This window comes from Ancylobacter sp. Lp-2, assembly GCF_020523795.1.
Lineage (GTDB): Bacteria > Pseudomonadota > Alphaproteobacteria > Rhizobiales > Xanthobacteraceae > Ancylobacter.
The window spans coordinates 186386-205884 of sequence record NZ_JAJALI010000006.1; the positions used below are offsets into that span (position 1 = coordinate 186386).

Here is a 19499-nt window from a genome sequence, read left to right on the forward strand (position 1 = left end):
ACGCGAAGAAAGGACTTGGCCACCGTGGGGTTGGCGGCGGGCGGTCGCGCTTGTATAGGAACCGCCCGAAGGAATCCCGGTCAGCGCCTGTTCATCCCGTGCGGCGCACCCAACAGCCAGAGGACCGCAATGGTCAAGGTCATCGCCAGCACGCTGCGCAAGGGCGCCGTGGTCGACATCGACGGCAAGCTCTATGTCGTGCTCACCGCCGACAATATCCATCCCGGCAAGGGCACGCCGGTCACTCAGCTGGACATGCGCCGCATCTCTGACGGCGTGAAGATCTCCGAGCGCTACCGCACCACCGAGCAGGTCGAGCGCGCCCATGTCGAGGATCGCCCCCACACTTTCCTCTATTCGGATGGCGAAGGCTTCCACTTCATGAACCCGGAGAACTACGACCAGTTGGCCGTGCATCCGGACGTGGTCGGCGACCAGGCCCCCTATCTGCAGGAAGGCATGCAGGTCATGCTCAAGCTGCATGAGGGCAACGGCATCGCCATCGAACTGCCGCAGCGCGTGACGCTGGAAGTGGTCGAGACCGAGCCGGTGGTGAAGGGCCAGACCGCCTCCTCCTCCTACAAGCCGGCCATGCTGTCGAATGGCGTGCGCTCGGCGGTCCCGCCGCATGTCGGCGTCGGCACCCGCGTCGTCGTCATGACCGCCGACGGCTCCTATGTCGAGCGCGCCAAGGACTGAGCCTTCGCTCGTCCCACGCGAATGAAAAAGGCCCGGGCATTCCCGGGCCTTTTGTTTTTCGGCGACGCTCTTTCCGGCCGCGACACTCTTGCTGGCTCAGCTCCGGTCGCGCATCAGGCGCTGCTTGTCGCGCGCCCAGTCCTTTTCCTTAGCCGCCTCGCGCTTGTCGTGCGCCTTGCGGCCGCGGGCGATGGCGATCTCGACCTTGGCGCGGCCCTGCTCGTTGAAATAGATGCGCAGGGGCACCACCGTCATGCCCTCGCGCTCCACCGCCTGCCACAGCTTGGAAATCTCGCGCATGTGCAGCAGAAGCTTCCGGGGCCGGCGCGGCTCATGGTTGAAGCGGTTGGCCTGCAGATATTCCGGGATGAAGGTGTTGTAGATGATTGCCTCGCCGGACTTCGCCGAGACATAGCTCTCCGCCACGGTGGCCTTGCCGCTACGCAGGCTCTTCACCTCGGTGCCGGTCAGGGCGATGCCGGCCTCGAACACCTCGCCGATGTCGTAGTCGAAACGGGCGCGGCGGTTCTCGGCCACGACTTTACGGGGAACAGTCTTTTTCTTCTCGGTCATCTCGCTCAGCTCCGTGCCGGGGCCCGAGCATTTCCCGGCCGGGCGTCGCCGCCCGGCCGATCAGGAAAGGCTCCAGCCAAAACCTGAGCCGATGCCCGCCATGCGCCGCAATGGCGCATGGCGCGGGCTCAGGGCTCCGGCCGGCGTCAGTTGATCAGTCCCGCATGGGTCATGGCGGCGCGGACGATTTCCTTCGTCTTGTCGCTCACCGGCACCATGGGCAGGCGCGCTTCATCGGCGATCTTGCCGAGCACGCTCAGCGCATATTTGGTGGGACTCGGGTTGGTTTCAACGAACAGCGCCTGAAACAGCGGGAACAGCCGGTCCTGCAAGGTCAGCGCGGCACGGAAATCCCCGGCGAGGCAGGCGTTCTGCAACTGCGAGCACAGCTTCGGCGCCACGTTGGAGGCGACCGAGATGCAGCCGTCGCCGCCATGCGCCATGAAAGCGAGGGCGGTGGCGTCCTCGCCGGACAGCTGGTTGAAGGACGGACCCATGGCCTGGCGCTGCTGGCTGACCCGGGCGAGATTGGCGGTGGCGTCCTTCACGCCGGCGATGTTCGGCAGTTCGTACAACCGGGCCATGGTCTCCACCGACATGTCGACCACGGACCGGCCGGGAATGTTGTAGATGATGATCGGAATGCCCACGGCGTCGTTGATCGCCTTGTAGTGCTGGTACAGGCCTTCCTGGCTCGGCTTGTTGTAGTAGGGCGTGACCACGAGCGCCGCATCCGCCCCCGCCTTTTCGGCGTGACGGGCGAGATCGATCGCCTCGACGGTGTTGTTGGAGCCGGCACCGGCGATCACCGGCACACGGCCCGCCGCCTGCGCGACGGTCCATTCCACCACGCGCTTGTGCTCGTCATGGGTCACGGTCGGGCTCTCGCCGGTCGTCCCCACCGGGACGAGGCCATGCGTGCCTTCATCGATCTGCCAGTCGACCAGGCCGCGCAGCGCTTTCTCGTCGAGCGCGCCATCGCGGAACGGCGTCACCAGAGCCGTAAAGGAACCACGAAAGGGCGGCGTGTGAGGCATGGCGCGCTCCTGGAATTTTCTGAATCATTGGCGCCCGGCGCAACGTCTGCACCGGCAAAGGGGCTTTCAGATATCGCGTCGGCGGTTCGCGCGAAAGGGGTGTCGTGGCCGGAAGAGCCGATCTTCCTTGGCAAAGTTGCGGCTTTGCGGCACGTTGCCTTGGTTTCGCCGGGTAAGCAGGCAACAAGGTCGGCCGTTGACGCAGATCACGTGCCGCCGATCACAATGCGCGTGAACGGCTGTTGGTTAGCACTTCGTCAACGAGATCGCGAGACAACTAAAACGGACGCGAGCCGGATCATGGCCCGTGTGCGTCGCGTGGGCGACGTCTGTTTTTGGGGAGTGCGTGAACCGATGAGCCTCGAACCGCGTCGCCGTTGCGGCTTCATCCTGCCGGTCGTGGCCAGCCTCCTGCTCGCGGCGACCGCTCCCTTCGTCTCGGCTCACGGCGCCACGCCGACCCCGCCGCAGAAGCCCAAGGCAGCCGCCAAGACCACGGCCAAGACCGCTGCCGCTCCCAAGCCTCCGGTGAAGCCTGCCGCCAAGGGCAAGGCGACAGTGGCGGCGAAGCCCGCCCCTGCCCCCAAGCCCTCGGCCAAGCCGGCCGCCACCGCGGCGAAGAAGCCTGAAATCGCCGTGCCGGCATCGGCGAATTCCTTTGTCGCGGCCTCCGCCACCGCCGGCGCCGCGTCTTTCCTGTCGCCGGCCTTTGCCGGAACGTCGGGCTTCTCGCCCGATCTCAAGCAGGCAGTGGCACTGGTCGAGCAGGGCAACGCCACCGACGCCCTCGCCATGGCCGACCGCATGCGCGACCCCGGCTCGCAGGCTCTGGTGCGCTGGCTCGCCCTGCGCGTCACCGCCCGCGGCGTCGGCTACGATCAGGCGGTGGCGATCCTGCGTGCCCATCCGACCCTGCCGACGCCGATCGTGCTGCGCCGCCGGCTCGAATTTCTGCTCTATGCCGAGAACAAGGATCCGGCGACCATCACCGCCTTCTTCGCCGAGCAGCGCCCCTATTCCGGTGAAGGCAAGATCGCCCTCGCCCGCGCCCTGTTCGCCGGCGGCGACCAGGGCAACGGCGCCGCCTGGCTGCGCGATGCCTGGCGCAACGATCCGCTGTCGTCGGATACCGAAGCCACCGTCATCGCGGAATTCGGCGGGGTGCTGTCGCGCGCCGACCACAAGTACCGCGCCGACAAGATGCTCTACAACGAGGACGCCGAGCGCGGCCTGCGCGCGGCCGCCCGCGCCGGCGCCGACGTCACGGCCCTCGCCAAGGCCCGTGTCGCGCTGTTCAACAAGTCGGCCGGCGACCCCGCCAAGCTGCTCGCGGCCGTGCCGGGCTCGCTTCGGTCGGATCCGGCCTATCTCTACGCGCTGGCCAAGATCCAGCGCCGCGCCGGCGACGATGCCGCCGCCGCCCGCACCCTGTCGGCGGCGCCGAAGGATCCGAACCTGCTCATCGACACCGACGAATGGTGGGTCGAGCGGCGCCTGGTCTCGCGCGAGTTGCTCGATGCCGGCGACGCCCGCACCGCCTACAAGATCGCCGCCGAGACGGTGACGCCGGACAACGAGCACTACGTCGCCGACGCCCAGTTCACCGCTGGCTGGATCGCGCTGCGCTTCCTCGGCGATGCCCGCACCGCCCAGCAATATTTCGCCCGCATCCCGCAGGGACAGACCCATCCCGCCACCCTCGCGCGCGGCTTCTATTGGCAGGGCCGCGCTTTGGAGGCGGCCGGTAACACCGGCAGCGCCCGCGCTCAATACGAGGCGGCGTCCGGCTACAACTCGGCCTATTACGGCCAGCTGGCGCGCGCCCGTCTCGGCCGGCCGGACTTCTCCGTGCGCGGCGCCCCGGCGGCCAGCGCCGCCCAGCGCGCCGCCTTCGCCCGCGACGAGGGCGTGCAGATCTTCAAGCTGCTGCAGAAGCTCGATAAGACGGCGCTCACCGTGGCGCTCGCCCACGACCTCGCCGAGCGCCTGCCCGACCCCGCCTCCATCGGCATGCTCGCCGAGGTCGCGCGGGCCGACGGCGATGCGCGCACCATGACGGTGATCGGCAAGGTCGCGCTGTCGCGCGGCATGCCGCTGGAAGCCGAAGCGTTCCCGACCATCGGCGTGCCGCGCTACCAGCCGATCGCGCAGGATGTCGACCGTGCGCTGGTCTTCGCCATCACCCGCCAGGAGAGCATGTTCAACGCCTCGGCGGTGTCGAGCGCCGGCGCCTCCGGCCTGATGCAGGTGATGCCGGCCACCGGCCGCACCATCGCCAATCGCACCGGCGCCCGGCTCGACGTGGCGCAGCTGCGCAGCAATCCCACGGTGAACGTGCAGTTCGGCGCCGCGGAATTGCGGGCGCTGCTCGACAATTACCAGAACAACTACGTGCTCACCTTCGCGGGCTATAATGCCGGGCGCGGCAATGTCGCCAAATGGATCGCCCAATATGGCGACCCGCGCGACCCGAGCGTCGATCCCATCGACTGGGTCGAGCGCATCCCCTTTTCCGAGACCCGCAATTATGTGCAGCGGGTGATGGAGAACGCGCAGGTCTACAAGTCCCGCTTCGGCTCGCGCGGCAGCCTGCAGATCGAGGCGGACCTGCGCGGCTCGCGGGTGGACTGAGTCCGGCTGGAGCGCCGCCGGACCAACCGGCGGCGATCGCTCAACTCCGGCGCAGCGTGCGACGCAGCCAGCAACCGACGGCACAGCCGATCACGTAGGTGACGAACAACAGCAAAGCTGTATCGACGGCGAACGCGGTCACGGCTTGGCTCCCAGCTTGGCGTCCGGCGTGTCATCCGCCGCTGCGCGACTGCGCCGCGGCGCGCAGCCGCAGAACCAGCCGGTCAGCAGGCCGATGGCCGCCGCGCCGAGTACATAAGGCCAGAGTTCCAGTGCCAGAAAGGCCATCTGCCACTACCTCACGATCAGCAGGATGCCGCCGTCCTCCCCGCCACGGCTGGCTGACTGCGCTGCCAGCGTGCCGAGGGGGCCGACCCAGAGACGTTCCGGCGCGATGCCGGCGGCGGCGAGATAGTCGATCACCGCCCGCGCCCGCGCCGCCGCCTGATCGGAATCGATGTCGGCATGGGCGACGCTGATCTCGATGGCGACGTCCGGACAGCCGGCGGCGGCCGCCGCCACGCGATCGAGAAGCCCGTAGCTCACCGGATCGAGACGCGCGCCGCCGGCGGCGAAGACGATGCCGCCGCGCTCCAGCAGAGTGGCGACGGCCAGACGGCAGGCATCGCGGTCGAGCGTCTCGCGGCGCGAAAGGACGTCCAGGCTCAGATCCACCGAAAAGCCCGCAGGCACTTCCTGCTTCAGGCTCTCGCCGATGGAAACCACCGCCGCGCTGTGGAAGGCGGTACCGGTGAGCCGCAGCTTACGATCGTCGAAACGCACCTCGCCGGTATCGAGGCGGGAGAGCTCGCGCAATGCCAGGCGGGCAGCCGCCTCGAAGCCGTCCGGCGCCCCCTGCGCCAGCGCCGAGACGTCGTTCACCGTCAGGCCGGGAAAGTAGCGTTTGACGGCATCGATGATCTGCCCATGCGCCTGCGACGTCGGATAGAAGCCGGAGATGGTGAGCCCCTCCCCGTCCTTGCGCATGCCGAACACATAGGGCGCCACCACCGGCGGGCGCACGTCGCTTTGCAGGGCGAAGCCCTTGGGCACCGATTGCGACAGCGCGGCGCTCACCGCCAGATAGGCGGCCGAATCCACCGCCTCGCCGGAAATGGTGAGCGTGGTGGCGAGGCCGCGCACCGAGCCCGCGCGCAACCGCGCCAATTGGGCGATGCCGAACGCGGTAGCGCTCGCCCACGCCTCGGCCGGCGGACCACCGGCGGCGATGCGCATCTCGTCGCTGACCGGCAGGCCGGGGAAACCGGCGCGCACCGCGTCGAGGGCGAGCTTCTTGGCGTTCTCGGACGGGGCGAAGCCGGTCAACCGCAAACCGCTGGCCCCATTCAACACGCCCCAGATGAAGGGCGAGACCGTGGGCGGCTCCACCGCAAAGCGGGTGAGCGTATAGCCCTCGGGCAGGTTGCGCCGCGCACCGGCAAGCGCGTCATAGGAGGCGAAATCCGGCGCCGTGCCCTCGATGGAGATCGTCGTTCCCGACAGCGCCACCTTGCCGTCCGGCAGCCGCCCGAGCTGGTCGAGCGAGAAAGCCACGGCCTTGAGCCATCCCTGGGTCGGCGGCGAGCCATCGGCAAGCCGCAGCTGGTCGGAGATCGCCGCGCCGGGCACCGCGCTGCGGACGAGATCGAGCAGGGCCCGCCGCGCGTCACCGAGCGGAATGTAGCCGGAGAGCTTCACGCCGTCCTGCTCGCGCTCCGCCGACCAGACGAAGGGCGCCACCGCCGGGGGCAGCACCGCGAAGCGGGCAAGATCGAAATCCGTCGGCAATTCGCTGCGCACCGTCACTTCCAGCGCGTCATAGGTGGCGAAGTCCGGAGCACGTCCTTCGATGGAAAAGGAATTGTCGGCGATCGTCACCCGGCCGGACGGCATTTTCGCCAGTTGCTGGATGCCGAAGATCACCACGCCGGCGAAATCGCCGGCCGGTACACCGCGCGCGCGCGTTAGTTCCTTGTCACCGGTCACCACGACGCCCGGCGCCATCTGGGCCGCCGCTTCGACGATGCGTTTGCGCGACCAACGCGACGGCACATAGCCGGAGAGATGCAGCTTGGAACCATCGCGCACCACCGAGAAGGTAAAGGGCCGGCGCTCCGGCAGCAGCGTGGTGCGGTCCTCGATGCTGCGCACGCCGGACAGCGCGGCCAGCTCGGTGCGGACCTTGACCCGCGCCTCCTCGGAGAGCGCCTCGCCTTCCAGCTTCGCGTCGCGGCCGTCGAAGCTCGCACGCGCCCAGGATTCGCCGATATTCACCAGCAGCGCCTCGGCCCGCTGCGTCAGATCCTGTTCGGCGGGCGCGCGCGCGACAACCACCGCCGCCACGATAAGCAGCGCCAGGGCGGGCAAGCCCTTCCACCAGGCGAGCCAGCGACACCTCACGATACGTCTCCCGATCCGCGCGGGCTCCCACGATCATCCCCGCGCGGCACGAGTTCATCACAGTTCGTCGACATCAGGAAGCGGCACTCCGGCGACGGCGCACGCCGAGCGGCACGCGGAAGGCGATCATGCCCATTCGCCCTGCCGCATCACCGGCTCCGCGGAGCCGTCGGCCCTGAGACCATCGACGTCGACCTCGCCCGAGCCGATCATCCAGTCGATATGGATGAGGCTGGAATTGGCCCCACGCGCCGCCAGCTGTTCGGGCGACAGGTCGGCGCCGTTGACGAAGCACTTGGAATAGGACTGGCCGAGCGCGATGTGGCTGGCGGCATTCTCGTCATAGAGCGTGTTGAAGAACAAAAGACCGCTCTTGGAGATCGGCGAGGAATGCGGCACCAGCGCCACCTCGCCGAGCCGACGCGAACCCTCGTCAGTGTCGAGCACCTTGGCCAGCACGTCGAGGCCGCTGGCGGCGTGCGCCTCGACGATCCGCCCCTCCTCGAAGCGCACGCGGATGTCCTTGATCAGCGTGCCCTGATAGGAGAGCGGCTTGGTGCTCGCCACATGGCCGCTGACGCGCAATTTGTGCGGGGTGGTGAAGACTTCCTCGGTCGGGATGTTGGCGTTGCAGACCACGCCGTTCTTGGCGACCGACGCCCCGCCGGCCCATTCATGCTCGTCGGCGAGCCCCACGGTGAGGTCGGTGCCCGGCCCGCGAAAGCGCAGCGCAGCGTAGCGCTTGTCGTTCAAGAGCGCCGTCCGCTTGTTGAGCTCCTCATTATGCGCCTCCCAGGCGGCGACCGGGTCGGGCGTGTCGACCCGCGAGGCGGAGAAGATCGCATGCCACAGCTTGGCGACCGCGATGTCCTCCGGGTCGTCCGGGAACATCGCTTTCGCCCAGGCGGGAGACGCATAGGAAACGATGGTCCAGTTGATGTCGAAGCCGGCGATCAGCGACAGCGCCGGCATATAGGCCTTGGAGCGGGCCCGGTTGGCACGGGAAACCTTCTCGGGATCCTCATGCGCCAGCAGCGAGGGGTTCTCGCCGGCGATGGCGAGACGGGCCGCCCCGCCCTTGAAGGCGTTGGCCATGCCCTCATAGAGCCAGCCGGAGGCAGTGTCGAAGCTCGAATCCGCGGCATTGCGGAAGCGCATCAGCGTCGCTTCCTCGTCGGAGAACAGCGTCGTGACCAGCGTCGCACCAGCCTTGTAGGCATGCTCGGTGATCCGGCGGACCAGCGGCAGCGCGTCGAGCGAGGCGGTGATCACCAGCTCCTGCCCCGCCTTTAGGCCGAGGCCGACCTCCACCGCCACTCGTCCCAACCGGTCGAGCCGTTCCTCATGCGAAAGGGCCTCGGGGGGAACGCCTGCATGCCTGGTCATCATGGTCTCCAGATTGGTGCGGACACGCCGCCCATCAGCCGGCATCAAGGAACCTGCGGCGGCCTCCGTCAAGACCATCCGCCGCGCTGCTGCAAGACCGACGCCACTCTTTCGCTCGCGAAGCCAGCATCCGCCCCGTTCACCGCCCGGCCAGCCAGTCGACCACCCAACCCGCGGCCAGCGCCGCGGCGAAGCTCACCGCCAGCGCCGCCATTACCATGATACGGGTATCGCGGTGAATCGCCCGGTGGCGCGCCTCGTCCCGCCGCGAACCCGCTGAGGCCGCCAGCGCCGCCGTCGCAGCCGCGATCGCCTCCTGCGGCGAAGCGAACACCTTTTGCCCGTCGCGGACGATCATCAGATTCTCCGGCTTGGCGAAGTCCTCGATGAGATAGCCCGCGGCATCGCGCCCCACCCCACGGCTGGGATCGGCGGCGATCCGCTCGGCAAGGTCGCGGCCATCCTCCGACCACAGGAACACCGGCAAGCCCAGCGCCTCGGCATAGCCGATCTCGAAAGCGGTGCCGGGATCCATATGCGCGCCGCGGAACGGGCTGATATTGGCCACCACCGCGTCGGCGCGGCGGATCAGCGCGATACAGTGGTCCCGGATATCGTCGGCGGTCGCGGGCGCCTCGCCTTCCTGCAGCGGATAGAGACCGATGGCGCCGTGGCCGGCGCAGGCTGCCTTCAGCCGCTCGCCTTCCGCCAGCGCGTCGGGTCGGAACACCTCGGGACCGGCAAGATAAAGGCTCGGCCGCCACGGATCGGACATGGGAATTCCCCGCGCGGATGTCTGGACGCAGTCGGCTCGTCCTATACGGCGGCGGCACGTCCGGCAATCGCACCGCGGCGATCCGCGTGGGCAGCCGACGCGTCCCTGCGGCAGTAGCGCTTACCCCGCATCGCCAATTCGGTTACATGCAAGGTATGCCGGTGCAAGATCGGCCGGCCCCGACCGGGCCACTCCGCTCACGGGAGACTGGAGAATGACAGACAAACGCGAGCCCTCCTTCGAAGCAGACAACGGCAACGGCAACGGCACGGTGCCGGCCGAAGCAGCGGCGCGCCCCGCAGCGATTCCAGCGCCGCAGCCCTCTCCGCCGCGTCCGGCGCCCCCCAAGGCGGGTCGAACGCCGCCGGAAGATCCGGCGCAATTCCAGCGCTGGATCGAGATCGAGAAGCTGAAGGTCGAGCTGAAGCGGCTCGAACTGGAGCAGCAGCACCTGCAGACGGCGACCGAGCCGCCCTCGCACCTGCTCGGCTATGTCACGCTGGCCCTGATCGCGGCCATTGCCGGCCTGCTCATCTATGTGGTGATGACGCTGGTGCCACTGCGCGAGGAAGTCGCGCGGCTGCGGACGGCACAGCTGGCCGCCCCCACCGCGACCACCGAGGCGGCGCCCGCCGCCTCGCCGCAGATCGCCCAAGCCCCTGCAGCGGAGCCACCGGCGGCGGACGCGTCCCCCGGCCCACAAGCCACTGACACGACGCCGAATTCCGACCCAGCCGCCACGCCGCCGGCACCGGCCACGGCGGAAGCGCCCGCCCCCGAGCCCGCGGCGGCGGAACCGGCGCCACCGCCCGCCGTCACCTATACGGTGCGGATCTTCGCCACCGCCTCCATCGACAAGGCGAAGCTGGAGCGCTTCGCCAATGTCGCCAAGGCGGCGGGGTTCAATGTCGACGTCTCGGCGGCGGAGGTGTTCCAGCCGCTGCGCAATGCGCTGTCCTACCACCCCGGCGTCGGTGATGCCGCGAACCGGCTCGCCCGGGCGTTGCAGGCGAAATATCCCGGCATCAACCTCGATTCCAAGGCCTCGCCCTCGATCACCGACATCGCCAAGAACGTGTTGATTCTCAACATCATGGACGATGCCGTAAACTGATCGACGGCGAACCCCTGCCGCTCACGGCTTGAAGCGCTTCTTCAGGGCTTCCGAGCCGCGCGCCAGCAGGCCGACATCGGAGCCGACGGCGGTGAACAGGCACCCGGCCTCGATGTAGCGCTTGGCCAGCGCCTCGTCGCCGGTGAGAATGCCCGCCCGGTTGCCGGCCTGACCGATGCGACCGATGAGTTGTACGATGAGATCGACGACATAGGCATTGCCCTGGTCGCCGAGATAGCCGATGGCGGCGGACAGATCGCCCGGCCCGATGAACACCCCGTCGACGCCCGGCACCGCGGCGATCGCCTCCAGATTCTCCATGCCACGCCTGGATTCGATCTGCACCAGCACGCAGATCTCCTCCTGGGCGCGGGCGTAATAGTCCTTCACCCGGCCGAAGCGGGACGAGCGGGCGCTCGCCGCGAAGCCGCGAACGCCGTCCGGCGGGTAGCGGGTGGCCGCCACCGCCGCCGCCGCGTCCTCGGCGGTCTCCACCATCGGCAGCAGGAAGCTCTGCACCCCGGCATCGAGGAAGCGCTTGATCCACACCGGGTCGTTCACCGGCGGCCGCACGATCGGCTGCACCCGGTTCTCCATGCAGGCCTGCAGTTGGCACAGCACCATCGGCAGCTCGTTGGCCGAGTGCTCGGTATCGATCAGCAGCCAGTCATAGCCGGAGCCGGCGAGGATCTCGACGCTCACATGGCTGGCGAGGCTGCACCACAGGCCGATCTGCTGCTCACCGGCATAGAGGCCGCGCTTGAAATGGTTGGCGGGCAATTCCACGGAAGAAATCCTTCTCAATAGATCGAGGGTTCGCCGACGGGAGCGCCGAACGAGGTTTCCAGGAAGTCGAAGTCGCAACCTTCATGCGCCTGCTTGATGTGGCGGGAGAACATCCAGCCATAGCCGCGCTCGTAATGCGGCGGCGGCGGCACCAGCGCGGCGCGGCGGGCGGCGAGCTCGGCCTCGTCCACCAGCATGTCGATGCGCCGGTTCGGCACGTCGACGCTGACGAGGTCGCCGGTGCGCAGCAGGGCGAGCGGGCCGCCGACATAACTCTCCGGCGCTACATGCAGGATGCAGGCGCCGTAGCTGGTGCCGCTCATGCGCGAATCCGAGAGGCGCAGCATGTCGCGCACGCCCTGCTTGATCAGCTTTTTCGGGATCGGCAGCATCCCCCATTCCGGCATGCCCGGCCCGCCCAGCGGCCCGGCATTGCGCAGCACCAGCACGTGGTCAGGCGTGACGTCGAGATCCTCGTCGTCGATCGCTGCCTTCATGCTGGGATAATCGTCGAACACCAGCGCCGGCCCGGTATGCACCCGCAGATGCGGGGCGCAGGCACTCGGCTTGATGACGCAGCCGTCCGGCGCCAGATTGCCGCGCAGCACCGCCAGCGCGCCCTCGGCATAGATCGGGTTGTCGACCGTGCGGATGACGTCGTCATTATAGACCTCCGCCCCGACGATGTTCTCGCCGAGCGTCCGGCCGGTGACGGTCAGCGCGTCGAGATGCAGGAAATCCGTCAGCCGCGTCATCAGCGCGCGCAGGCCGCCGGCGAAGTAGAAATCTTCCATCAGATACGCGTCGCCCGAGGGCCGGACATTGGCGATCACCGGCACGAGGCGGCTCGCCCTGTCGAAATCGTCGAGGCCGATATCCACCCCGGCGCGGCGCGCCTGCGCGATCAGATGGATGATGGCGTTGGTGGAGCAACCCATCGCCATCGCCACGATGATGGCGTTCTCATAGGCCGGGCGCGTCTGGATGCGGGCGGGCGTCAGGTCCTCCCACACCATCTCGACGATCCGCCGCCCGCAGGCCGCCGACATGCGGTTGTGCCCGACATCCGCCGCCGGCACCGAGGAGGCGCCCGACAGCGTCATGCCCAGCGACTCGGCGATGGCGGTCATGGTCGAGGCGGTGCCCATGGTCATGCAATGGCCGAAGGAGCGGGCGATGCCGCCCTCGATCTCGCCCCAGGCCTTCTCGTCGATATTGCCGGCGCGGCGCTCGTCCCAGAACTTCCACGCGTCCGAGCCGGAGCCGAGCGTCTTGCCTTTCCAATTGCCGCGCAGCATCGGCCCGGCCGGCAGGTAGATCGCCGGCACGCCGGCGCTGGTGGCGCCCATCAGCAGAGCGGGGGTGGACTTGTCGCAGCCGCCCATCAACACCACGCCGTCGATAGGATGGGCGCGGATGCCCTCCTCCACCTCCATCGCCGCCATGTTGCGGTAGAGCATGGAGGTCGGCTTGAGGAAGCTCTCGGAGGCGGAATGCACCGGCAGTTCCAGCGGGAAGCCGCCGGCCTGGAACACGCCGCGCTTCACGTCCTCCACCCGGTCCTTGAAATGGCCGTGGCAGGGATTGAAGTCCGACCAGGTGTTGAGGATGCCGATGACCGGCTTGCCGACCCAGTCCTCCGGCGCATAACCCATCTGCCGCAGCCGCGAACGATGGCCGAAGCTGCGCAGATCGTCATGGTTGAAATACCGGGCGCTGCGCAGCTGTTCGGGGGTCTTGGCGGGACGGTTCTTCGGATGCGCGTTCATGAGGCACCTGTGGAGGCATGGCGGCAAAGGATTGGGCGGAGGGCGGTACGTCTTCTTCCTTCAACGTCCCTCTTTCCGCCCGAACTCGGCCACTGCCGAGCTCGGTTGCGGCGAGGTCGAAACCGGAAGCATCCGGTTCCGACGGAGAGATGGCCCCCCCAGCGGATCGGAGAGGGGGCCGCCGCTCGGAAGCAAACAAGACCCTTCACCCACCCCTCACCTCTCGGGGAAAGGGAGCCGAAAGCTCTGCGCGGCGATGGCACGGCAGCAGCCGGCGACAACGCGCAGAGTCGGAGCCCGCCCTTCACTCCGCATCTATTGCGTGACGATGTTGCCCGCCTTCACCACCTCGCGCCAGCGGGCTTCTTCCGCCTTCTGGAAGGCGGCGAACTCCTCCGGCGTGCTGGCGACCACCTCGAAGCCCATCTCGTTGAACTTCGCCTTCACGTCGGGCGCGGCAAGGCCGGCGGCGAAGGCCTTCACCACCTTCGCCTTCACATCGGCGGGAAGCCCCTTCGGCGCGGCGGCGGCCTGCCAGGAATAGACGTCGAGCCCGTCAACGCCGGCCTCCTTCATGGTCGGGGTATCCGGCAGCACCGGGTTGCGCGCGGAGGCGGTGACGCCCAGCACCTTCAGCTTGCCGGCCTTGATGTGGTTGGCGACCGAGCCGAGATTCTGGAACGACACGTCGGCATGGCCGGCAATGAGGTCACCGATGGCCGGCCCGCCGCCCTTATAGGGCACGTGGATGCCGGAGGTGCCGGTCTTCTGCCAGAACAGCGCCGCCGTCAGATGGTCGGAGGAGCCGACGCCCGACGAGGCGAACGTCACCTTGTCCGGGTTCTTCTTCAGATACTCGACCAGTTCCTTCACCGAATTGGCCGGGAAGGACGGCGTCGCCACCAGCACGTTGGGGGTGCGCACCGCCACGGTGATGAGATCGAGATCGGTCTTCGGGTCGTAGCCGAGCGCCGGGTTGAGCGCCGGGTTGATGGCGAATACGCCGATCGAGCCGACCAGCAGCGTGTAGCCGTCGGCCGGCGAGTTCTTCACATGCTGCGCGCCGGTGGCGCCGTTGGCGCCCGGCCGGTTGTCGATCACCACCGACTGGCCGAGCGTCTCCGGCATCTTCGAGGCAATGAGGCGGGCGGTGGAATCCGAGGCGCCGCCGGGCGGGAACGGCACCACGACGGTGACCGGGCGGTCGGGATAGGCCTGCGCCGGCAGCATCAGCGGGCCGGCGGCGAGCGCCGACAGGGCGGCGAGCGAGGCGAGCGCGGTGCGGCGGGACAGCATGCGGGAAAGGATCGCGCGGGACATGTTTCCTCCTGATCGTCCGATTGGACCGGGTGGAGGCGGACCGTTGGCGCGGCCTCGTGCCTCCCCTCGAATTCCCGTCTGCGCGGGATGGGCTGCTTGAGCGTGAATGCACTAAAGCTCTAATGCATCAGTGAAGTCAAGCCAAGGCTGGTGTAGGCTACAGCCCATGAACGTGACCGCGATTCCACGCCCTTCCCGGGACCCACACCGCCACGCCGCGCCGCAGGTGTTCGACTATCTGCGCGAGCGGATCGTCAATCTCCAGCTGCCGCCCGGCACGGTGATCTCGCGCGCCGAGCTGCAGGAGCTGTTCGGCTTCTCCTCGACGCCGGTGCGCGACGCGCTGCTGCGGCTACAGGAGGAATCGCTGGTCGAGATCTTCCCGCAGCACGCCACCGTGGTGAGCCCCATCGATCTCCGGCTCGCCCGGCAGGCGCAGTTCCTGCGTCGCTCCATCGAGCAGGAGGCGGTGCGCACGCTCGCCTTGCTGCCGGACACCGAGCGCCGGCCGGTGGCGGAGCGACTGGAGACCGCCATCGACATCCAGGCGGCGCTGCTCGGCCGGGGCGACCTCGAGGCCTTCCATGTCGCCGACCGCGACTTTCACCGGCTGTTCTTCGAGGCGGTGGGGGTGCCTGACCTCTGGGTTCTGGCGCGCCGGCACGCCGGCCATATCGACCGCATCCGCCGGCTGCACCTGCCGATTCCCGGCAAGGCCGAGCAGGTGATCGCCGATCATCGCGCCATCGTCGCCGGTATCGCCGCCGGCGATCTCGGCGCGGCGCAGGCGGCGCTGCGCACCCATCTGTCGAAATCGCTCGCCTTCACCCCGGACCTGCGCGCCCGCTGGCCCGCCTATTTCCGCGACTGATCGCCGGATGACGGCACGCGCGCCTTCCGCTCCGCGCCGGCTATTCCTACAAGGACGGCAGGGTTCATCTTCGGCGCGACGGCGGGAGCAGGACCATGTCGAAGCACGGGCGCGACGCGCGCGAGGGGCTCGCGGAGTCCGGAGCCGGCGAGATGCGGGCCGGCGCGGTGCTTGTGTGCCAGCCCGGCGAGGCCGCCAGCACCTGGCAGCCCATGCCGGCCAATGGCCATGTCGAGATGATGTTCGCCCCGGATCTGGTGACGATGGAGCAGCCGCTCGCCTTCGGCACCCGGACCGTACCGCCAGGCGGCCATGTGCGCGAACTCGCGCATCAGTGCAGCGAAGAGATCGTCTACGTGCTGCACGGGCGCGGGCGCGCGGTGATCGACGGGGTCGAGCACCCGATGCGGCCGGGCACGGCGTTCTTCCTCGGCCGCAACCGCCGCCGCATATTCGTCAACGAGGGCGACGAGAACCTCGTCTTCACCTGGCTGATCGTACCGGACGGACCGGAGGATTTCTTCCGCCGCATCGGCCGCCCGCGCCGGCCGGGAGAGCCAGCGCCGGAGCCGTTCGCGCGCCCCGCAGAACCACGGGAGATCGAGCGGGAGATCGCGTACATGCGCTCACCCGCCAATCCAGGACAGCCTGGGCATCCGTCATGCGCAATGCGCAGAGCTTAAACGCCCTAAAACGGTACTCAGATAGCCGTGACGAGACGCAGACGACGCTGCAACGCTTCCTGCGGCACGTCCGCAGCAGACCGCATGGCAATGTCGTGGATGTCGGCACGGCTGAAGCCGAGCTCACCGAGCTCACGGTCGCTATAGGCCTCAAGCTCGCGCTGGGTCTGGCGATACTGGCGACGACGCGCAAAGGCCGTCCGCAAGGCGATGCTGATCTTTTCGATCTGCATGATGGTGTTCTCCTCTTTTTCCATGCTGCAGGGCAACATGATTGAGACGAACATAGTTTGCGACGCAGCATCGCAGAAGCGTAAATCCTGCGTCCCAGTAATGCGTTTTGCGCAGGACTACGCCCCTCCAAATAGCCATCCAGCCCCGCTTCCCCCTGCGTGACAGCGCAATGTGGCGGTACCGGTGGGGCAATGGCCGGCCGGCTCGGCCCCCCCCTCGCAACCTCCCTGCCGGCGGGACACGGCGCGCAGGACACGGCGCGGCAGACCGCCCGGCACGGACCCCACGACCAGCCCGCGGGTGACCGCCACACCGCGGTAGCCGGCGCCGATGGCCGGCGGGCGGGCGGGCGACTGGCGGTTTGGCGGGTGGCGGCATGGCGGGTGGCTTGGCTATAAGGCGGCGATGATCGATCTCGCCGCCTATGCCGGGCTGTTCCTCTCCGCCCTCGTCGCCGCCACCATCCTGCCGATGCAGTCGGAAGCCGTGCTCGCCGGCCTCCTCGTCGCCGGTGGGCAGCCGGCGGCACTGCTGATCGCCGTCGCCAGCGCCGGCAACGTCCTCGGCTCGGTGGTGAACTGGTGGCTCGGCCGCTTCATCGAGCGCTATGCCGACCGGCCGTGGTTCCCCGCCAGCCCGGACAAGCTCGCCCGCGCACAGGACTGGTACCGTCGCTACGGAAAATGGTCGCTGCTGCTGAGCTGGGCACCGGTGATCGGCGACCCGCTCACTTTGGTCGCCGGGGTGATGCGCGAGCCGCTCCCGATATTCCTCGTGCTGGTGACGCTCGCGAAGGTCGCGCGCTACCTGGTGCTAGCCGCCATCGTGCTCAACGTGATGTGAGCCTGTCGCGCAAGCGATGGACAACGGCACAAGCCGGACGGCAGATCCCCACCGCCCCGCACTCTCGCCGGGCATGCACGGCCACCCGGCTGTCACCCGCCCTCAGACGCGTCAGGCCGAGCGGTTCTTGATCGCGCCGATGATCGCCGTGAGAATCGCACCGCCGGCGCCGCCGGAAACCACATTGGCGATCACGCTGCCGATACTGAAATTGCCGCTCGCCATCGACGCCTGGATCGCCGGCAGCACCAGCGGCACCAGCTGCCCGAGCACGCCCCCGCCGACGAGCCCCGCGACGGTATTTCCGAGCGTACCGAGGTCGAAGGACGGCGCCGTCTTTCCGACGGCGTTGCCGCCAAGAGCGCCAGCAACCAGATTGATCAGAAGCTGTTCCATTGAATTTTCCCAGCCCAAATTCCAGATCGGGGCAGGTTGCGCCCTCGCCATCGCTCCCGCAAGAGGTAGTATATGCTGCACCGCAGCTCATACGGCGGCTGATTTCATGCTGCGCCGCACTGATCCGGCGCCGCGGAAACTGGGAAAATTCCCGTCCCCTGCCGGGATCCGCCCGCGAAATACTCGACGTCGGCGGCCATGAAATCGAGAGACGTTTCGCGCATCGGGGGTGACGTAGCTACGTTGCGAGACTCCCGTAACGCCGGCAATGGCGAAGGAAGGATACTCGTTTCCCTTGCCTAAGCGTTGTGGCTACCGCTACCATGCCTGCGACTAGGCACGGTGGATGCATGCAATATCCTGTTACGGTGAAGTTCAATAAACCTATCCAGGATTGGTGTGAGGAAAACCGGATTTTCCTTGCCCATGTCCATAAGATTTCCGGCGTCTACAAATTCGGAACACCTCTGCGCTTCGACGTTCCGGTCTTTGCCGAGCCTTATGCTACCCTGCCGGATCGCGCCTTCATGACGACCGGCGCGTTTTCCTACTGTCGATCGAGCGGCCTGCCGCAGGCCATGCGGGTGGGCCGGTTCTGCTCCATCGCCGTCGGCTGCGAGGTCATGGGCGTGGAGCACCCCATGACCAGCATCACCACTCATGTCATGGCGTTCCGCAAATATTGGCAGAACGACATCACCAAGATGCGCGGCGATGCTCCCGAAATCCTGAAGGTGACCCCGGGCGCCAAGGGCGTAACGGTCGGCAACGATGTCTGGATCGGCCAACGCGTCTTGCTGCGGCGCGGCATCACCATCGGCGATGGCGCCGTGATCGGCGCCGGCTCGGTGGTGGTCAAGGACGTTCCGCCCTTTGCCATCATCGGCGGCGCGCCAGCCCGGATCATCCGCTTCCGCTTCGATGAAGAGACCATTGCGCGCATCCAGCGCGTCAAATGGTGGGACTATGCGCCGGAGCATTTCGCCGGCATGGACCTGTCGGACCCGCGCGCGTTTCTCGACAGCCTCGAGGAAAGGATCGCCGGCGGTCTTGAGCCCTACAAGCCGCAGCCCTTCAACCTGGCCAAGGTGTTTTCCAAGCTGGCCGGCGCCGCCGCCCGCACGCCACCCGCCGCCCCGCCCGGCTGGAGCAGAGACGCCGCCGAGTAGCGCCCGGCTCGATTACCCCAATCGTCCCGGCGGATGCGCCGAGGTCGGCATCGGCGAAAACAGGTCGAGATGCCCGCAACGTGGTGTGGGCGCTTCGCTTGTCGGACGACGCATCGTTGATGCCCACACCGGCCGCCACCCGCACTGAAATCGGCTTGGAGCGCGCTTCCTGTCGCTCTGCCGCACAGCGGCCTACCGGAGCCCCCTGTGGCCGCCACCGGCATGGTGCCGACCGGTTTCCGATGATGCCGGATCGGTCCTCGACATGACTCCCTCGACATGGCGCCCGCTTATCCCCGCCCGACGGCAGACACACCGCCCGCCCCGCCTCCGGCCATAGCCCCGTGCAGGACAGCGAGGATCGACGCCCGATCGGACAGCCCGCCATGTAAAGAAGCCATCAGGCCCGCGCCGGACCGCCATCGCAACCTTGCCGAACACGGCTTCGGCAAGCTCGAACACTTTCGCGGCGTCACAACACCCGCCGACCGGCAAGCAAAAGTCTTCGGCCGCACGTCCTGTCCCGTCGCACCTTCGTTTCACGACGTCGACATTCAGCAACCGGCCACACGCCGCCGCGCAGGCAGGTATTGATCCGGCAAGCGGCAAATACTGCCGCTAAGCGGGGCCCGTCTCCGCCACTCTGCGGGCCACCGTTCTTACGAAGGTTTCAGCCGCATTGCCGCTCACCCTCCCGATCCCGTCGACCCAGATGCCGAGGACCGCGAAGTTCTTCGATTCGGCAATGTAATGGTACTCGCGGGGAAGATGGCGAAGAGAGGCCAGCCTCGTGGTGAAGGCGGGCCGCTGGGC

At 67.9% G+C, this 19499-nt stretch carries 18 protein-coding genes; 7 read left to right on the forward strand and 11 right to left on the reverse strand.

Going from position 1 to position 19499, the window contains the following annotated elements; translation table 11 throughout:
• The first annotated feature begins 129 nt into the window (after positions 1 to 129).
• Positions 130 to 699 carry an elongation factor P gene (gene efp / locus LGR54_RS16290; protein ID WP_230363044.1) on the forward strand — a complete coding sequence of 190 codons (570 nt, stop codon included), beginning with the start codon at positions 130 to 132 and terminating at the stop codon, positions 697 to 699.
• A gap of 96 nt (positions 700 to 795) precedes the next feature.
• Here efp and smpB read toward each other — a convergent pair whose 3' ends face one another.
• Positions 796 to 1272, reverse strand: coding sequence for an SsrA-binding protein SmpB (gene smpB, locus LGR54_RS16295; protein WP_214010373.1), 477 nt, complete (start codon positions 1270 to 1272; stop codon positions 796 to 798).
• A gap of 146 nt (positions 1273 to 1418) precedes the next feature.
• The gene (gene dapA / locus LGR54_RS16300; protein ID WP_230363045.1) at positions 1419 to 2309 is read right to left on the reverse strand and encodes a 4-hydroxy-tetrahydrodipicolinate synthase; all 891 of its coding nucleotides are present in this window, start codon (positions 2307 to 2309) and stop codon (positions 1419 to 1421) included.
• Positions 2310 to 2663: 354 nt separating this feature from the next.
• Between dapA and LGR54_RS16305 the strand changes: the two genes are divergently transcribed.
• Entirely contained in the window at positions 2664 to 4940 is a 2277-nt protein-coding gene (locus LGR54_RS16305) for a lytic transglycosylase domain-containing protein (protein ID WP_230363046.1), read from the forward strand.
• Positions 4941 to 5078: 138 nt separating this feature from the next.
• On the opposite strand, the gene LGR54_RS16310 is transcribed toward LGR54_RS16305, so the two are convergent.
• From LGR54_RS16310 to LGR54_RS16325, 4 genes are all read right to left on the reverse strand, one after another.
• The gene (locus LGR54_RS16310; protein WP_230363047.1) at positions 5079 to 5228 is read right to left on the reverse strand and encodes a hypothetical protein; all 150 of its coding nucleotides are present in this window, start codon (positions 5226 to 5228) and stop codon (positions 5079 to 5081) included.
• Between the two features lie 6 nt (positions 5229 to 5234).
• The gene (locus LGR54_RS16315; RefSeq protein ID WP_230363048.1) at positions 5235 to 7340 is read right to left on the reverse strand and encodes a flagellar motor protein MotB; all 2106 of its coding nucleotides are present in this window, start codon (positions 7338 to 7340) and stop codon (positions 5235 to 5237) included.
• A gap of 126 nt (positions 7341 to 7466) precedes the next feature.
• Positions 7467 to 8726 carry an aminopeptidase gene (locus LGR54_RS16320; protein WP_230363049.1) on the reverse strand — a complete coding sequence of 420 codons (1260 nt, stop codon included), beginning with the start codon at positions 8724 to 8726 and terminating at the stop codon, positions 7467 to 7469.
• A 139-nt stretch (positions 8727 to 8865) separates the two neighbouring features.
• Positions 8866 to 9501, reverse strand: a complete 636-nt coding sequence (locus LGR54_RS16325) for a nucleoside 2-deoxyribosyltransferase (protein WP_230363050.1) — start codon at positions 9499 to 9501, stop codon at positions 8866 to 8868.
• 214 nt (positions 9502 to 9715) lie between these two features.
• Here LGR54_RS16325 and LGR54_RS16330 point away from each other — a divergent pair, with 214 nt between their 5' ends.
• Entirely contained in the window at positions 9716 to 10615 is a 900-nt protein-coding gene (locus LGR54_RS16330) for a hypothetical protein (RefSeq protein ID WP_230363051.1), read from the forward strand.
• 21 nt (positions 10616 to 10636) lie between these two features.
• Here the strand turns inward: LGR54_RS16330 and LGR54_RS16335 are convergent, their stop codons facing one another.
• From LGR54_RS16335 to LGR54_RS16345, 3 genes are all read right to left on the reverse strand, one after another.
• A complete protein-coding gene (locus LGR54_RS16335; protein ID WP_230363052.1) occupies positions 10637 to 11401 on the reverse strand; it encodes an aldolase/citrate lyase family protein in 765 nt (254 codons plus the stop codon).
• Positions 11402 to 11415: 14 nt separating this feature from the next.
• Entirely contained in the window at positions 11416 to 13170 is a 1755-nt protein-coding gene (gene araD, locus LGR54_RS16340) for an L-arabinonate dehydratase (protein WP_230363053.1), read from the reverse strand.
• Positions 13171 to 13485: 315 nt separating this feature from the next.
• Positions 13486 to 14490, reverse strand: a complete 1005-nt coding sequence (locus tag LGR54_RS16345; RefSeq protein WP_230363054.1) for a tripartite tricarboxylate transporter substrate binding protein — start codon at positions 14488 to 14490, stop codon at positions 13486 to 13488.
• A 166-nt stretch (positions 14491 to 14656) separates the two neighbouring features.
• Between LGR54_RS16345 and LGR54_RS16350 the strand changes: the two genes are divergently transcribed.
• Together LGR54_RS16350 and LGR54_RS16355 are read left to right on the forward strand one after the other, a co-directional pair.
• Positions 14657 to 15361, forward strand: coding sequence for a GntR family transcriptional regulator (locus LGR54_RS16350; protein WP_230363055.1), 705 nt, complete (start codon positions 14657 to 14659; stop codon positions 15359 to 15361).
• 95 nt (positions 15362 to 15456) lie between these two features.
• The gene (locus tag LGR54_RS16355) at positions 15457 to 16044 is read left to right on the forward strand and encodes a cupin domain-containing protein (protein ID WP_230363056.1); all 588 of its coding nucleotides are present in this window, start codon (positions 15457 to 15459) and stop codon (positions 16042 to 16044) included.
• A gap of 17 nt (positions 16045 to 16061) precedes the next feature.
• Here the strand turns inward: LGR54_RS16355 and LGR54_RS16360 are convergent, their stop codons facing one another.
• Complete coding sequence (locus LGR54_RS16360; RefSeq protein ID WP_230363057.1) at positions 16062 to 16277, reverse strand: DUF1127 domain-containing protein; 216 nt, start codon at positions 16275 to 16277, stop codon at positions 16062 to 16064.
• Positions 16278 to 16683: 406 nt separating this feature from the next.
• Between LGR54_RS16360 and LGR54_RS16365 the strand changes: the two genes are divergently transcribed.
• Positions 16684 to 17121, forward strand: coding sequence for a YqaA family protein (locus LGR54_RS16365; protein ID WP_230363058.1), 438 nt, complete (start codon positions 16684 to 16686; stop codon positions 17119 to 17121).
• Positions 17122 to 17232: 111 nt separating this feature from the next.
• Here LGR54_RS16365 and LGR54_RS16370 read toward each other — a convergent pair whose 3' ends face one another.
• On the reverse strand, positions 17233 to 17517 hold the full coding sequence (locus tag LGR54_RS16370; protein ID WP_230363059.1) for a hypothetical protein: 285 nt from the start codon (positions 17515 to 17517) through the stop codon (positions 17233 to 17235).
• A gap of 308 nt (positions 17518 to 17825) precedes the next feature.
• Between LGR54_RS16370 and LGR54_RS26065 the strand changes: the two genes are divergently transcribed.
• Complete coding sequence (locus LGR54_RS26065) at positions 17826 to 18686, forward strand: CatB-related O-acetyltransferase (protein ID WP_230363060.1); 861 nt, start codon at positions 17826 to 17828, stop codon at positions 18684 to 18686.
• Positions 18687 to 19499 lie beyond the last annotated feature (813 nt).

What these genes read in the sequence shown, in the direction of transcription:
- LGR54_RS16320 (WP_230363049.1), bottom strand. Translation starts at nt 8,726, where the DNA reads ATGACCAGGCATGCAGGCGTTCCCCCCGAGGCCCTTTCGCATGAGGAA.
- LGR54_RS16355 (WP_230363056.1), top strand. Translation starts at nt 15,457, where the DNA reads ATGTCGAAGCACGGGCGCGACGCGCGCGAGGGGCTCGCGGAGTCCGGA.
- LGR54_RS16365 (WP_230363058.1), top strand. Translation starts at nt 16,684, where the DNA reads ATGATCGATCTCGCCGCCTATGCCGGGCTGTTCCTCTCCGCCCTCGTC.
- efp (WP_230363044.1), top strand. Translation starts at nt 130, where the DNA reads ATGGTCAAGGTCATCGCCAGCACGCTGCGCAAGGGCGCCGTGGTCGAC.
- LGR54_RS16350 (WP_230363055.1), top strand. Translation starts at nt 14,657, where the DNA reads ATGAACGTGACCGCGATTCCACGCCCTTCCCGGGACCCACACCGCCAC.
- araD (WP_230363053.1), bottom strand. Translation starts at nt 13,170, where the DNA reads ATGAACGCGCATCCGAAGAACCGTCCCGCCAAGACCCCCGAACAGCTG.
- LGR54_RS16325 (WP_230363050.1), bottom strand. Translation starts at nt 9,501, where the DNA reads ATGTCCGATCCGTGGCGGCCGAGCCTTTATCTTGCCGGTCCCGAGGTG.
- LGR54_RS16330 (WP_230363051.1), top strand. Translation starts at nt 9,716, where the DNA reads ATGACAGACAAACGCGAGCCCTCCTTCGAAGCAGACAACGGCAACGGC.
- LGR54_RS16305 (WP_230363046.1), top strand. Translation starts at nt 2,664, where the DNA reads ATGAGCCTCGAACCGCGTCGCCGTTGCGGCTTCATCCTGCCGGTCGTG.
- LGR54_RS16370 (WP_230363059.1), bottom strand. Translation starts at nt 17,517, where the DNA reads ATGGAACAGCTTCTGATCAATCTGGTTGCTGGCGCTCTTGGCGGCAAC.
- dapA (WP_230363045.1), bottom strand. Translation starts at nt 2,309, where the DNA reads ATGCCTCACACGCCGCCCTTTCGTGGTTCCTTTACGGCTCTGGTGACG.
- LGR54_RS16345 (WP_230363054.1), bottom strand. Translation starts at nt 14,490, where the DNA reads ATGTCCCGCGCGATCCTTTCCCGCATGCTGTCCCGCCGCACCGCGCTC.
- LGR54_RS16310 (WP_230363047.1), bottom strand. Translation starts at nt 5,228, where the DNA reads ATGGCCTTTCTGGCACTGGAACTCTGGCCTTATGTACTCGGCGCGGCG.
- smpB (WP_214010373.1), bottom strand. Translation starts at nt 1,272, where the DNA reads ATGACCGAGAAGAAAAAGACTGTTCCCCGTAAAGTCGTGGCCGAGAAC.
- LGR54_RS16360 (WP_230363057.1), bottom strand. Translation starts at nt 16,277, where the DNA reads ATGCAGATCGAAAAGATCAGCATCGCCTTGCGGACGGCCTTTGCGCGT.